12 protein-coding genes are annotated in these 13,876 nt (G+C 72.4%); 11 read left to right on the top strand and 1 reads right to left on the bottom strand.

Going from position 1 to position 13,876, the window contains the following annotated elements; translation table 11 throughout:
* Window positions 1–4 precede the first annotated feature (4 nt).
* Entirely contained in the window at window positions 5–229 is a 225-nt protein-coding gene (locus ACZ5VD_RS21775; protein ID WP_468547223.1) for a hypothetical protein, read from the bottom strand.
* A 181-nt stretch (window positions 230–410) separates the two neighbouring features.
* On the opposite strand from ACZ5VD_RS21775, the gene ACZ5VD_RS21770 reads away from it, so the two are divergent.
* The 11 genes from ACZ5VD_RS21770 to ACZ5VD_RS21720 all read left to right on the top strand — a co-directional run bounded on the left by ACZ5VD_RS21770 (window position 411) and on the right by ACZ5VD_RS21720 (window position 13,836).
* Window positions 411–1,487 carry an alpha/beta fold hydrolase gene (locus tag ACZ5VD_RS21770; RefSeq protein ID WP_468547222.1) on the top strand — a complete coding sequence of 359 codons (1,077 nt, stop codon included), beginning with the start codon at window positions 411–413 and terminating at the stop codon, window positions 1,485–1,487.
* An 8-nt stretch (window positions 1,488–1,495) separates the two neighbouring features.
* Window positions 1,496–2,941: a DUF3152 domain-containing protein gene (locus ACZ5VD_RS21765; protein WP_468682970.1), complete on the top strand. Its 1,446-nt coding sequence runs from the start codon at window positions 1,496–1,498 to the stop codon at window positions 2,939–2,941.
* Between the two features lie 78 nt (window positions 2,942–3,019).
* A complete protein-coding gene (locus ACZ5VD_RS21760) occupies window positions 3,020–3,112 on the top strand; it encodes an Ms4533A family Cys-rich leader peptide (RefSeq protein ID WP_468547220.1) in 93 nt (30 codons plus the stop codon).
* Window positions 3,113–3,262: 150 nt separating this feature from the next.
* Complete coding sequence (locus ACZ5VD_RS21755; protein ID WP_468682969.1) at window positions 3,263–4,981, top strand: ABC transporter substrate-binding protein; 1,719 nt, start codon at window positions 3,263–3,265, stop codon at window positions 4,979–4,981.
* Window positions 4,982–4,985: 4 nt separating this feature from the next.
* The gene (locus tag ACZ5VD_RS21750) at window positions 4,986–6,050 is read left to right on the top strand and encodes an ABC transporter permease (RefSeq protein WP_468682968.1); all 1,065 of its coding nucleotides are present in this window, start codon (window positions 4,986–4,988) and stop codon (window positions 6,048–6,050) included.
* Window positions 6,047–7,045 carry an ABC transporter permease gene (locus tag ACZ5VD_RS21745; RefSeq protein ID WP_468547217.1) on the top strand — a complete coding sequence of 333 codons (999 nt, stop codon included), beginning with the start codon at window positions 6,047–6,049 and terminating at the stop codon, window positions 7,043–7,045. The genes ACZ5VD_RS21750 and ACZ5VD_RS21745 overlap by 4 nt, the downstream gene beginning before the upstream one ends.
* Complete coding sequence (locus ACZ5VD_RS21740) at window positions 7,042–8,685, top strand: dipeptide ABC transporter ATP-binding protein (RefSeq protein WP_468547216.1); 1,644 nt, start codon at window positions 7,042–7,044, stop codon at window positions 8,683–8,685. The genes ACZ5VD_RS21745 and ACZ5VD_RS21740 overlap by 4 nt, the downstream gene beginning before the upstream one ends.
* A 214-nt stretch (window positions 8,686–8,899) precedes the next feature.
* Window positions 8,900–10,603, top strand: coding sequence for a DUF3492 domain-containing protein (locus ACZ5VD_RS21735; RefSeq protein WP_468682967.1), 1,704 nt, complete (start codon window positions 8,900–8,902; stop codon window positions 10,601–10,603).
* Window positions 10,600–11,832: a hypothetical protein gene (locus ACZ5VD_RS21730; protein WP_468682966.1), complete on the top strand. Its 1,233-nt coding sequence runs from the start codon at window positions 10,600–10,602 to the stop codon at window positions 11,830–11,832. The genes ACZ5VD_RS21735 and ACZ5VD_RS21730 overlap by 4 nt, the downstream gene beginning before the upstream one ends.
* A gap of 310 nt (window positions 11,833–12,142) precedes the next feature.
* Entirely contained in the window at window positions 12,143–13,102 is a 960-nt protein-coding gene (locus ACZ5VD_RS21725; RefSeq protein ID WP_468547213.1) for an NAD-dependent epimerase/dehydratase family protein, read from the top strand.
* Entirely contained in the window at window positions 13,090–13,836 is a 747-nt protein-coding gene (locus tag ACZ5VD_RS21720; RefSeq protein ID WP_468547212.1) for a spherulation-specific family 4 protein, read from the top strand. Before ACZ5VD_RS21725 ends, ACZ5VD_RS21720 begins: the two co-directional genes overlap by 13 nt.
* Window positions 13,837–13,876: the final 40 nt, after the last annotated feature.

The raw sequence follows: 13,876 nt of genomic DNA, 5'->3' as shown, positions 1-13,876 counted from the left end.
TACGTCACCGATAGTCGTCCTCGTCGAGGGCGACGACCCTGGCCTGTTCGATGAGGTCGGCCTCGTCGGCGCTGCCCGGATCCACACCGGTCAGCGGGTCGTCGCCGACCGGCCGGAGCTCCGTCAGCTGCTCGGCGGCGTCGGCCTCCGGCGCCTCGACGCCGATCTCGGCCGCTTCCTCGATGTCCTCGTCGGCGAACGTCCCGGGATCGCTGGGGTCGACGGTCATGATGGGCTCCCTTCCTGGAGAATCCCTGCACGGAAACAGGGGACGACGTGCGGGTGCCCTGTATTCGAGCCTAGGAGACACCTGATCCGGACGCCATGCGGTCGAGGTGTCAAGGGATTCGGGTGCCTGTTGTGACGGCGAACACATGAACCAGTGCGTGATCGTCTCGTAACATTGCCGCATGCCTTCGACCGAGCCGCCGTTCGTGCCGCCCGCCACCATGCTTCCCAAGGTGGCGCCCGTCAGGGTCGCGGAGGGTGAGCGGCTCAGGTCGGTGGGGCTGCCCGGGATCACGCTGTCGGTGCGGTCGAGGCCGCCCGCGCGCGAGGGACTGCCGCCTGCGCTGTATGTGCACGGCCTCGGCGGTTCCTCGCAGAACTGGTCGGCCCTGATGCAGCAGTTGGACGACTCCGTGGACAGCGAGGCCGTCGACCTGCCGGGCTTCGGCGACTCCCCGCCCCCGGACGACGGCGACTACTCGCTCACCGGGCACGCGCGCGCGGTGATCCGCTACCTCGACGCCTCCGGACGCGGCCCGGTGCACCTCCTCGGGAACTCGCTCGGCGGCGCGGTCTCCACGCGCGTCGCCGCGGTCCGGCCCGATCTCGTCCGCACCCTCACCCTGGTCTCGCCCGCGCTGCCGGAACTCCGCGTCCAGCGCACGGCGGTACCCACCGGACTGCTGGCGGTGCCCGGAGTGGCCGGCCTCTTCACCCGGTTCACCAGGGAGTGGACGGCCGAGCAGCGGGTCCGCGGGGTCACGGCCCTGTGTTACGGCGATCCCGGGCGGGTGACCCCGGAAGGGTTCCGGCACGCCGTGGAGGAGATGGAGCGCCGCGTCCAACTCCCGTACTTCTGGGACGCCATGACACGCTCCGCGCGCGGGATCGTGAACGCGTACACCCTGGGCGGCCAGCACGCGCTGTGGCGTCAGGCCGAGCGGGTCCTCGCGCCGACCCTCCTCGTCTACGGCGGCCGTGACCAGCTCGTCGGCTTCCGCATGGCCCAGAAGGCGGCCCGCGCCTTCCGCGACTCCCGGCTGCTCACCCTGCCGGAGGCGGGGCACGTGGCGATGATGGAGTACCCGGAGACGGTCGCGGGAGCGGTCCGCGAACTGCTGGCCGACACAGGGGTTTCCGGCGGTGATGCGACGGACCCCGGCGCGGGCGAGGGTACCTTTGGCGGCAGACAGGGTGACAGGGAAGGGGCCTCCGGCGGTGGGGCCGGGATGTCGGGCAGCACGAACTCGGGGAGCTGAGGGGCCAGGTGGGACGTCACAGTCGACGTGGGCCTGCTCCCAAGAGCGCCCCCAAGGGGGATGGCGCCGATCCGACGGGCCCAGGTCGCGCCCAGGGGCCACCGCCCGCACGGCCGGCACCGGCCGCGCCACAGGCGGGGTACGGAACGCAGGCGGGTTCCGGGTACGGAACAAGGACGGGATCGGGATACGGAACGCAGGCCGGACACGGGCCGCAGGCCCGCAGCGGCGCTCCGAGGCTCCCTGAGGGGACGCCCGCGCACGGCTTTCCCCCGGTGCGTGGCGGCCACCCCGAGCAGCGGGAACCCGGCGGTGGCTGGGGGCGGTTGAGCGGGCGAGGCGACTCGGGCGCGCCGAGAGGGGCGGGCGTCGGGATACCGGGACAGCGGCAGACGCCCCAGGCCGGGCCCAGAGGGCCGCGCCAGGACTACGTCGACGCCTTCGAGTGCGACGGCCGTGACGATCGTGATGATCGCGACCACGATGTGTTCACGCCCCGTACCGCCGTGGCCCCGGCGCGGCGCGCCCCGGCCGTCGCCCACGCCTGCGACCCGTACGGCTCCGTCACCGACCGGCCCGCCGAGACCGGCAGCGAGGGCCTCGACGGCGACGACCCGCCTCCCACGGGCGAGCCGGCGCCGGTCAAGGGCGCCAAGGGGCGGACGTTCACCGGGATCGCGGCCGCCGCCGTCACCACCGTGCTGGCGATCGTCGTGGCGGGCCAGGTCGCCGACGGGCGGGACGACGACGCCGTGCGGTCGCAGTCCGCCACCGACCAGGGGCGGGACGCCCGCGACTTCTCCTCGCGCGGGGACGGGCGGCCGACGGCCTCGGGTTCGCCGAGCGCGGCGCCCCTGACGTACGAGCAGAAGATGGACAAGACGTACGCGCTCGGCACCAAGCTCAAGGCGTCGGGGAAGTTCGACGCGGTCAAGGGGATCGCCAAGGCGCCCGGCAAGGGGCAGAAGTACACCTACCGCGTCGATGTGGAGAAGGGGCTCGGGCTCGACGGGACGCTGTTCGCCGAGGCCGTGCAGAAGACGCTCAACGACGACCGGAGCTGGGCCCACAACGGCGCCCGCACCTTCGAGCGCGTCTACTCCGGCACCCCCGACTTCGTGATCACGCTCGCCAGCCCCGGCACCACCGCCGACTGGTGTGCCAAGTCCGGACTGGACACCACCGAGGACAACGTGTCGTGCGATTCGGCGGCCACCCAGCGCGTGATGATCAACGCGTACCGGTGGGCGCGGGGATCGGAGACCTACGGTGACCGCATCCACGCCTACCGGCAGATGTTGATCAACCACGAAGTCGGCCACCGGCTCGGCTACAGCCACGTCACCTGCGACAAGGACGGCGAGCTCGCGCCGGTCATGCAGCAGCAGACCAAGTTCCTCGATCATGACGGAATTCACTGCCGGGCCAACCCCTGGGCCTATCCGGGGAGTTGACGGGCGGCGCTCGGGGCCCACGTGTCACGGCCCGGCACCGCGTTGACATGCGCAGAAAAGTCGTACATATTGCTGCGCATGTCGCCCCGTCACACCTCCGCATGCGCCGCCATCGAGCTGGCGCTCATCGGTGTGACCCCGCTCTGCGTGGCTGACATTCTCTGTCGCTGACGCCCGCCCTTCGGCGTGCGCGTCGCGATATCTCCCTCCGCGCGTGACCCGGTCACGCGTTTTCCGACGGCCCGACGCCGAGGCAGACGTCTGCTCACTCCTGTCTCAACATTCGGCAATCTGTCTCATTTTTTCGAGAGGTCGTCTCCGATGCGTCACCCGTCCCCCACAGCGCGCCGTGTGGTCGCTGCCTCCGTAGGCCTGGTTCTGGCAGCGGGCGCCGCCGCCTGCGGGCCCGAGGACAACGATGCCAAGGCATCCGGCGGCGACTCCACGCCCCACAAGGGCGGCACCCTCACGGTCCTCAACTCCAACCCGCAGCAGGACTTCGACCCGGCCCGGCTGTACACCTCCGGCGGCGGAAACGTTCCGTCCCTGGTGTTCCGCACACTCACCACCCGCAACCGGGAGAACGGCGCGGCCGGTGCCGAGGTCGTCCCGGACCTCGCCACCGACACCGGGCGCCCCAACAAGGACGCCACCGTCTGGACGTACACCCTGAAGAAGGGCCTCAAGTACGAGGACGGCACCGCGATCACCTCGGCCGACATCAAGTACGGCATCGAGCGGTCCTTCGCGCCCGAGCTCTCCGGCGGCGCCCCGTATCTGCGGGACTGGCTGGTCGACGCGGCCGACTACCAGGGCCCCTACAAGGACAAGAAGGGCCTCTCGGCGATCGAGACGCCGGACGCGCGGACCCTCGTCTTCCACCTGAACAAGCCCGAGGGCGAGTTCCCGTACCTGGCCACGCAGACGCAGTTCACGCCGGTCCCGAAGAGCAAGGACACGGGGACGAAGTACGAGGAGCACCCGGTCTCCTCCGGTCCGTACAAGGTCGTCACCAACGAGAACGACGGTGAGCACCTCGTCCTGGAGCGCAACACGTACTGGTCCGCCGCGAGCGACGCCGAGCGCAAGGCGTACCCGGACAAGGTCGACGTACGGTCCGGGCTCGACTCCTCCGTGATCAACCAGAGGCTGTCGGCGTCCCAGGGCGCGGACGCGGCCGCGGTCACCACGGACACCAACCTCGGACCGGCCGAGCTCGCCAAGGTGACGGGCGACAAGGAGCTGGCCGAGCGCGTCGGCACCGGTCACTTCGGCTACACGAACTACCTCGCGTTCAACCCGAACGTGAAGCCGTTCGACAACGCCAAGGTGCGACAGGCGGTCGCGTACGCCATCGACCGGTCGTCCGTGATCAACGCGGCCGGCGGTTCCGCGCTGGCCGAGTCCGCGACCACCTTCCTGCCGGACCAGAAGTCCTTCGGGTACACCCCCTACGACCTGTTCCCGGCCGGGAGGACGGGCAACGCGGCGAAGGCGAAGGAGCTGCTGAAGGAGGCCGGTCACGCGAACGGGCTGACCATCACGCTGACCCACTCCAACAGCAAGGACTTCGAGACCAGCCCGGAGATCGCGACGGCGATCCAGGACGCGCTGAAGAAGGCCGGCATCACCGTCAGGCTCCAAGGTCTGGAGGAGAACGACTACTCCGACAAGATCCACGACGTGAAGACCGAGCCGGGCCTCTTCCTCGCCCACTGGGGTGCCGACTGGCCCTCGGGCGGCCCCTTCCTGGCCCCGATCTTCGACGGCCGGCAGATCGTCAAGGACGGCTCCAACTTCAACTCGGGCTTCCTCGACGACAAGTCGGTCAATGCCGAGATCGACGCGATCAACAAGTTGACCGATCTTGACGCCGCCGCCAAGCGGTGGGGTGCGCTGGACAAGAAGATCGGCGAGCAGGCGCTGACCGTGCCGCTGTTCCACCCCGTCTACAAGCGGCTGTACGGCGGGAGCGTCAAGAACATCGTGATCAGCGACTGGACCGGTGTTCTGGACATCTCCCAGGTGGCGGTCAAGTAACCCCATGAGTGAGGCACTTGTCGCCTCGCAGGCCCCCGGGACGGACATCGCCGTCCCGGGGGCCTCCGGGGCCCGTCAGTTCTGGCGGCGGCTGCGCTCGCAGCGCGCCGCCCTCGTCGCGGCGTCCGTCGTCGCACTGCTCGTCCTGGTCGCGCTCGCCGCACCGCTGCTCACCGCGATCGAGGGCCAGGACCCGACCACCTACCACCCCTCGCTCATCGACTCGGCGCGTGGCGGTGTGCCCGTCGGACCGTTCGGCGGCGTCAGCGGCGACCACTGGCTCGGCGTCGAACCGCAGACCGGGCGCGACCTGTTCGCGCGGCTGGTGTACGGCGCCCGGGTGTCCCTCGGAGTCGCGCTGGCGGCCACCGTCGTCCAGGTCGCCATCGGCGTCGTGGTCGGAGTGGCCGCCGCGCTCGGGAACCGATGGGTTGATCAACTGTTGAGCCGGATCACCGACATCATCATCGCCATGCCCTTGATGATCATGGCGTTGGCGCTGCTCGCGATCGTGCCGGCGAGTTTCCCGCGGCCCGTCCTGGTGGCCCTCGTCATCGGCCTCATAGCCTGGGGCACCATCGCGAAGATCACGCGCGCGCAGACGCTCACCCTCAAGGGGCTCGACTACGTCTCCGCGGCCCGGCTCAGCGGCTGGGGCACCTGGCGGATCGCCCGGCGCGAGCTGCTGCCCGGGCTCGCCGCGCCCGTCATCACCTATGCCGCGCTCCTCGTCCCGATCAACATCACCGTCGAGGCCGCCCTGTCCTTCCTCGGCGTCGGCGTGAAGCCCCCGACGCCCTCCTGGGGACAGATGCTCGCCGCCGCCGACGTCTGGTACCAGGCGGCCCCGCAGTACCTGCTCCTGCCGGCCGGCGCGCTCTTCGTGACCGTCCTGGCGCTGACCGTCCTCGGCGACGGCGTCCGCACCGCCCTGGACCCGCGCGCGGCCTCCCGGCTGCGCGTCGGCACGGGCCGCAGGCAGGAGGCCAAGGCGTCCGCCTCCGTACCGAAGCCGGACGCCTCCGCGTCGAAGCCGGACACCCCCGTGTCGAGGGAGGGCGCGGCATGACCGGCTTCGGAGGCTTCGTCCTGCGCCGCACGATCGGCGCGGTCGTCACCCTGCTCGCCATCTCGGTGATCGTCTACGTCGTCTTCTACGTCACCCCCGGCAACGTCGCCCAGATCACCTGCGGCCCGCGCTGCTCGCCCGCCCAGGTCCAGCAGGTCGCCGAGCAACTGCATCTCGACGACCCGCTGTACGCGCGCTACTGGGACTTCCTGCAAGGCGTCGTCGTCGGGCACGACTACTCGACGGGAACCTCCGTGGAGCACTGCTCGGCACCCTGCCTCGGGCTGTCGTACCAGAGCGACCAGCAGGTCACCCGGCTGATCCTGACGAAACTGCCGGTCAGCCTGTCGCTCGTGTTCGGCGCGATGGTGCTGTGGCTGATCCTCGGCGTCGGCACCGGGGTGCTCTCCGCCTGGCGGCGCGGCCGGTTCACCGAGCGCGTGCTGACCGGCATCACGCTCGCGGGCGTCGCCACTCCCGTCTTCGTGATCGGCCTGGTCCTGATGATCGTCGTCTGCGGCGAACTGGAACTGCTGCCCTTCCCGCAGTACGTGAACTTCGCCGACGACCCCGAACAGTGGGCGTGGAACCTGCTGCTGCCCTGGCTCTCGCTGGCCCTCATCGAGGCCGCCGCGTTCGCCCGGCTGACCCGGGCGGCCATGCTGGAGACGCTCGCCGAGGACCACATCAGGACCTTCAGGGCGTACGGCGTCGGCGAGCGCTCCATCGTGGGGAGGCACGCGCTGCGCGGGGCGTTCGCGCCGGTCATCGCGCTGAACGCCAACAACTTCGGCAGCGCGGTCGGCGGCGCGGTCCTCACCGAGACGCTGTTCGGACTGCCCGGCATCGGCCAGGAACTGGTCCACGCCGTCAACGTGGTCGACCTTCCGGTGGTCGTCGGCATGGTCCTCGTCATCGGGTTCTTCGTAGTGATCGCCAACGCCGTCGCGGACGTGCTGTACGCGGTGGCCGACCGACGGGTGGTGCTGACGTGAGCGACCTCAGGAAGGCTCCCTCCCGGAGCCGCGACAGTCTCGGTGGCCCCGGCAGCCCCGGCAGTCTCGTCGAGGTAACGGGCCTCTCCGTCGAGTTCGGTGACCTGCGGGCCGTGGACGGGCTGTCCTTCCGGCTGGAGCCGGGCGCCGCCCTCGCCCTGGTCGGCGAGTCCGGCTCCGGCAAGTCCACGGTCGCCTCCGCGCTCCTGGGCCTGCACCGCGGCACGGGCGCGCGGGTCGGCGGCTCGGTCGAGGTGGCCGGCATCGACGTACAGGAGGCATCGGACGAGGACCTGCGGCGGCTGCGCGGCGGGAAGGCCGCGATGGTCTTCCAGGACCCGCTGTCCTCCCTCGACCCGTACTACGCGATCGGTGACCAGATCGCCGAGGTGTACCGCGTCCACGCGCGCGGGTCACGGCGAGCGGCACGCGCGCGTGCGGTCGAGGTCCTGGACCGGGTGGGCATCCCCGACGCCCGCCGCAGGTCCCGTTCCCGCCCGCACGAGTTCAGCGGCGGCATGCGGCAACGCGCCCTCATCGCCATGGCGCTCGCCTGCGAACCCGAGCTGCTGATCGCCGACGAGCCGACCACCGCGCTCGACGTCACCGTCCAGGCCCAGATCCTCGACCTGCTGCACACGCTGCGTGAGGAGACCGGCATGGGCCTGCTGCTCGTCACGCACGACGTGGGTGTCGCCGCCGAGAGCGCCGACGAGGTGCTGGTCATGCGGCACGGGCGGGCCGTCGAACACGGCCCGGTCGACGCCGTACTGGGAGCGCCCGCACAGCCGTACACCCGGGAGCTGCTCGGCGCGGTCCCGCGCGTGGACGCCCCGCGCGCCCCCTCGGCGGCGGCCGGGGAGATCGTCCTCGAAGCGACCGGCCTGCGGCGCGAGTTCGGACGCGGAAAGCGGGCGTTCGCGGCCGTGGACGACGTCTCCCTGACGATCCGCCGCGGCGAGACCCTCGGAGTCGTGGGCGAGAGCGGCAGCGGGAAGACCACCCTGGGGCGGATGCTCGTAGGACTCCTGGAACCGACGGCCGGCACGATCGAACCCGCCGGGGGAGTGCGCCCCGACGTCCAGATGGTCTTCCAGGACCCCGTCTCCTCGCTCAACCCGCGCCGCAGCGTCGGCGAGTCGATAGCCGACCCGCTGCGGGCACGCGGCGCCCTCGACGAGGAGCACATCAGGGGGCGCGTACGCGAACTGCTGGAGCGCGTGGGGCTCGAAGGGGCGCACTACGACCGCTACCCGCACGAGTTCAGCGGCGGACAGCGCCAGCGCGTGGGCATCGCGCGGGCCCTCGCGGCCGATCCCCGTCTCATCGTCTGCGACGAGCCGGTCTCCGCGCTCGACGTCACCACCCAGGCGCAGGTCGTCGCCCTGCTGGGCGAACTCCAGCGCGAACTCGGACTGGCGCTCGTCTTCGTCGCCCACGACCTCGCCGTCGTCCGCCAGGTCAGCGACCGCGTCGCGGTGATGCGCGGCGGCCGGATCGTCGAGTCGGGCCCCGCCGACGAGGTGTACGACCACCCGCGGGACCCGTACACCCGGCAGCTCCTGGCCGCCGTACCGGCACTCGACCCGGGGACCGCGGCCCGGCGCCGGGCCGCCCGCCGCGAACCAGCCGTGACCTGAGCCTTCGCACCGCCCGACGGGTGACGATCCGTGCGCACGTGATCTCTTAGCGCGACGGAACGCGACCCGCACGGGAAAGTTACGACCGTTCACCCCTTTTGGTGGTGCGACGGACAACCGTCCGTCGCACCACCGCCTTGTCCGCATACGTTCGTCCCGCTGCGAGCCGCCGGGTCAACGGCGGCTCCCCATACGGGAGATCGGGGGTGCGCTGGTGCGCATAGGACTGCTTACGGAGGGTGGCTATCCGTATGTGAGCGGTGACGCCAGGCTCTGGTGCGACCGGCTCGTACGCGGGCTTGAGCAGCACGAGTTCCACATCTACGCGCTCAGCCGTACCGAACGCCAGGAGGACGAGGGCTGGGTCCCGCTGCCGCCGCAGGTCGGCAGGGTCCGCACGGCACCGCTGTGGACGGCGGAGGACGACGGGGTCGGGTACGGACGGCGCGCGCGCCGGCGATTCGCCGAGTGCTACGGGGAACTGGCGACCGCCCTGTGCGCCGGGGGAGCCGTCGATGCCTCCGAGGAGCCGTCCACCGCCCAGGCGGACCGTTTCGCCAGCGCCCTGTACGGGCTCGCCGAACTCGCCCGCGACGAAGGCGGCCTGGTGGGCGCGCTCCGCTCCGAGGCCGCCGTGAGCGCCCTGGAACGCGCCTGTCGTGCGCCGGGCGCCCTGCGTACGGCCCGTGAGGCGCGCGTACCGGACCTGCTCACCGTCGCCGCACACCTCGAACGCGCGCTGCGCCCCCTCTCGCTCGACTGGTACGAGGACGACGACCTCGGCTCCGTCGACCTGTGCCACGCGACCTCCGGCGGCGCGGCGGCCCTGCCCGGACTGCTCGCGCGCCACTTCTGCGGCGTACCCCTGCTGGTCACCGAGTACGGCGTGCGGCTGCGCACCCACTACCTGACCGCCACGGAGTCCTCGCCCGCCGTACGCGCCCTGCTCACCGCCTTCCACGGCAGGCTCGCCGCCGAGACCTACGGCCGGGCCACGATCGTCACGCCCGGCAACACGCACGCCCGCCGCTGGCAGGAACGCTGCGGCGCCGACCGCGACAAGCTCCGCACGGTCCACCCCGGCATGGACGCGACCCGCTTCGCGGAGGTCGGCGAGTCACCCGGGTGCGCGGACCCGGACACCCTGGTCTGGGTCGGCCGGGTCGAACCGGCCAAGGACCTCGTCTCCCTGCTGCACGCCTTCGCGGAGATCCGCAAGGAGGAACCCAAGACCCGGCTGCGGATCATCGGCGCGCCCGTCGGCACCGAGGGCGCGGCCTACCTGGGCCACTGCAGGGCGCTGGCCGCACAGCTCTTCCCCGACGAGGCGGACGGCCCGCACGCCGTCGGCGACAACCCCGTGTCCTTCGAGGAGATCGGCGGCCCGGAGCTGCCGACCACGGCCGACGCGTACGCCTCGGGTGCCGTCACCGTCCTGTCCAGCGTCGTCGAGGGCTTCCCGATCAGCCTGGTCGAGGCCATGTTCTGCGGCCGGGCCACGGTGTCCACGGACGTCGGCGCCGTCGTGGAGGTCATCGGCGGTACCGGACTCGTCGTCCCCCCGCGCAACCCGAGGGCGCTCGCCGAGGCGTGCGTGACGCTGCTGCGCGACACCGAGCGCCGCGAGCGCCTGGGCGCCGCCGCCCGCGCCCGCGCGCTCGAACTGTTCACCGTCGAGCAGAACATCACGGCATTTCACGGCATTTACCTGGAGATCGTGTCGCAGACCCCGGTCCGCCGCGTCCTCCTCGACGACACCGGCGAACCCCTGCCGTTCGCCGCCCCGGCCGAGGCCCACGTACCCGGCCGCTGGACCGAACAGAACGTGCGCCTCGTGGCCCGCGGCGGCCCCGGCTGGGCCGCCGGCCCGCCCGTACACGCCACCGCGCCGACCGCCGTCACGGAGGGAGCGTCATGAGTGGCCTGGGCGAACTGGACCGCCCCGGAACCCCGGACAGCCCCGGAGCCTGGGACGCACACTCACAGGAGTGGCTCGACACGGCCCCGGAAGACACCGCGGAACCGGTCGACACCACCCCCGCCCCGGTGAAGGCCCGCCGCACCGGCGCGGACCCGGTGAAGGCCCTGATGCACCGCCACCGGGACCTCTGCGAACGAGCGGTGGACCCGCTGGAGATCGCGGCGGGCCTGGAGGCCCACGGCGTCACCGACCGCACCGCGGCCCGCTTCCGCCACCGCGACGTCTTCTCCCTGGCCGAGGAGATGTACGCCCGCATCCCCCGCGACGGCGACACACCCCCACCACGCACCACCCCCGAGCCGACCCCTCGCCCCCGCGCCGACCGGGCCCTGCTCACCCTCCTCCCCGGCGCCCTCTGCACGGCGACCGTGACCGGCCTCCACCTCACCCACGGACAGACCCGCTCGACGGTCGCCGTCGCCGGTGCCCTCACCCTGCTCCTGGCCCTGCGCGCGGTCCTCGCCCGCGGCCCGCTCAGCCCCCGCCCCGGCATGCCCGCGACCGGCACCAGCACCGCGACGTACTGGCTCCTCGCCTACGCCCTCCTCGGCGACGGCCTCCTCAGGACCGCCCTGGCCGGAGGCCCCGACGGCCTGCCCAACGGCACCCCGGACGCCCCGTGGCCACTCACCGCGGCCCCTCTCCTCGCCCTCACCTGGGCCTGCGCACCGGCGGCCTGGAGCACCCACCTCCTCACCACCCGAGCCCGCCGCAAACTGACGGCCAGCCGAGGCCTGGAGGACTTCGCCGCCTCTGTACGCCCCCTACTGCTCGGCACCTTCGCCCTGTTCCTGTGCGCCCTCACCGCCCTCCTCGCCGTGACCGCCACCGCCCTCGCCGAACCCGCCGCCTACGCCCCGACCATCGCCCTGGGCGCCCTCCTCCTCCTGTCCCGCCTCCTCACCATCCACGGATTCACCCACGCCCCCACACTCATCCTCACGACCACCGCCACAGCCCAGGCAACGGCCCTGGCAACCGTCTTCGCGGCCCGCCTCCCCGGCTGCGACGTCCTGGCCGCCCCCGTCCAGGCCCTCACAGACACCTGGGGCCCAGGCAGCGTCCAGACCCTCACCTGCGGCATCGGAGCACTGATCCTCCTGCTCCACACCACCCGCACCCTCACCAGAGCCTCGGCCCACGCCCCGACGGAGAAGCCGTGCTGACGCGGCGGCCGATGGGGCGCCTGGCCCGCGTACGGCGGCAAGGGGACGTGTCGGGGGGTGTCCGCCCGCAGCGGACTGCGCGGCCGACGCCGGCACCCCATCGAGAAACAGCCTCCGCGCCGTTCCGAGGACGGACACCCCCCGACACGGCCCCGACCCCACCACCGGCCCTGGGCAAGGCACCCCACCGACCCTGGGCAAGGCACCCCACCCGCCAGCCGGAGACACCTCCCCCCACGCCCCACCCCCTCGAAGGAGACCACCAGATGATCACCTCCCGACCCGACGCCTCGGCCCCGGGAGCCTCCCGATGAGAGTCCTGCTGATCGGAGCCAACGGCTACCTCGGCCGCTTCGTGGCCGACCGCCTCCTCGCCGACCCGGCCGTCCAACTCACCGCCCTCGGCCGCGGCGACGACGCCGACGTCCGCTTCGACCTCGCGACCGGCAGCCCCGGCGCCCTCACCCGCTTCCTCGACGCGGTCCACCCCGGCGTCGTCGTCAACTGTGCCGGCGCCACCCGCGGCGGCGCCCGCGAACTCACCCGCCACAACACCGTCGCCGTCGCCACCGTCTGCGAGGCACTGCGCCGCAGCGGCTGCGGCGCCCGTCTCGTGCAGGTCGGCTGCGGCGCCGAGTACGGCCCCAGCCAGCCCGGTTCCTCCACCGCGGAGGACGCCGTCCCCCGCCCCGGCGGCCCGTACGGCGTCAGTAAACTCGCCGCCACCGAACTCGTCCTCGGTTCCGGCCTGGACGCGGTGGTCCTCCGCGTCTTCTCACCGGCCGGTCCGGGCACCCCCGCGGGCTCCCCGCTCGGCCGCCTCGCCGAGGCCATGCGCCGCGCCATGCAGTCCGGCGACGGCGAGCTCAAACTCGGCGGCCTCGGCGCCCAGCGGGACTTCGTCGACGTACGCGACGTCGCCCGCGCCGTGCACGCGGCCTCGCTCTCCGCCGCGCAGGGTGTCATCAACATCGGCTCGGGCCGCGCCGTCCGGCTGCGCGACGCCGCCGCGGTCCTCGCCCGTGTGGCCGGGTACGCCGGCACCCTCCACGAACTCGACGGCCCACCCGGCCCGCTGCGGGCCACGATCGGCCACCCCCGCCCCGACTCCGACCACGCGGCTCCGGCCGCGTACCCGTACCCCGACGGCTGCGGCAACTGGCAGCAGGCCGATGTGCGCACCGCGCGCGACCGGCTCGGCTGGCGGCCCCGCATCGGCCTCGAAGAGTCCCTGGCCGACATCTGGATGGAGGCGGCATGCCGTATCTGACCCGTGCCAAACCGGGCACGGCGAGCACCGGCGTCCGCACCGGCCTCGGCATCCCCGGTTTCGCCCACCCCCTCGTCGCCCCGGCCGAGTGGGCCGAACTCACCCGCCCGGGCACCCCCCTGCACTGGGTCGTCCTCGACGTCGCGGACGGCCCCGGCAGCCGCCCCGACCCCCACTGTCTGGAGGCGGCCGGCCGGCTGCGCAACGCCGGCACCCGGGTCCTCGGCCACCTCGACGTCACGTACGGCGCCCGCGCCTTCGGCGAGGTGGTCTCCGAGGCGCAGCGCTATCTCGACTGGTACCAGGTCGACGGCTTCCTCCTGGACCGCTGCCCGACCGGACGCGCCGCGCTGCCGGAGATCCGCCGCACGGTCACCACGCTCCGCGCGCTGCGTGACGACGCCCATGTCGTCCTCGGCCACGGCACCCACCCGTACCCCGGCTACGCCGAGAACGCCGACCAGTTGGTCACCTTCTCCGGGGCCTGGAGCGAATACCGCTGGTCGCAGGTGGCCGAGTGGACCGCCGACTACCCGCCCGAGCACTTCTGTCACTTCGTCCACGGAGTGCCCGGCCCCCATCTGGAGGAGGCACTGCGCGTCGCCCGCTGGCAGGGCGCGTCGACGATCTACTTCACCGACCGCACGGACCGGGGCCGCGGCGGTCCCTGGGAGTCGATGCCCGGTTACTGGGACGAGATCGTCTCGCGGATCGGAACGGGTGTCTCGGAATGAAAAAGGGCATGGCACTGTTACGGGGAGAACAACCGTAATG

This window comes from Streptomyces sp. NPDC032822 (assembly GCF_055578825.1).
Note: the sequence above shows the minus strand (reverse complement) of the source record. Positions and strands in the feature narration are given on the sequence as shown.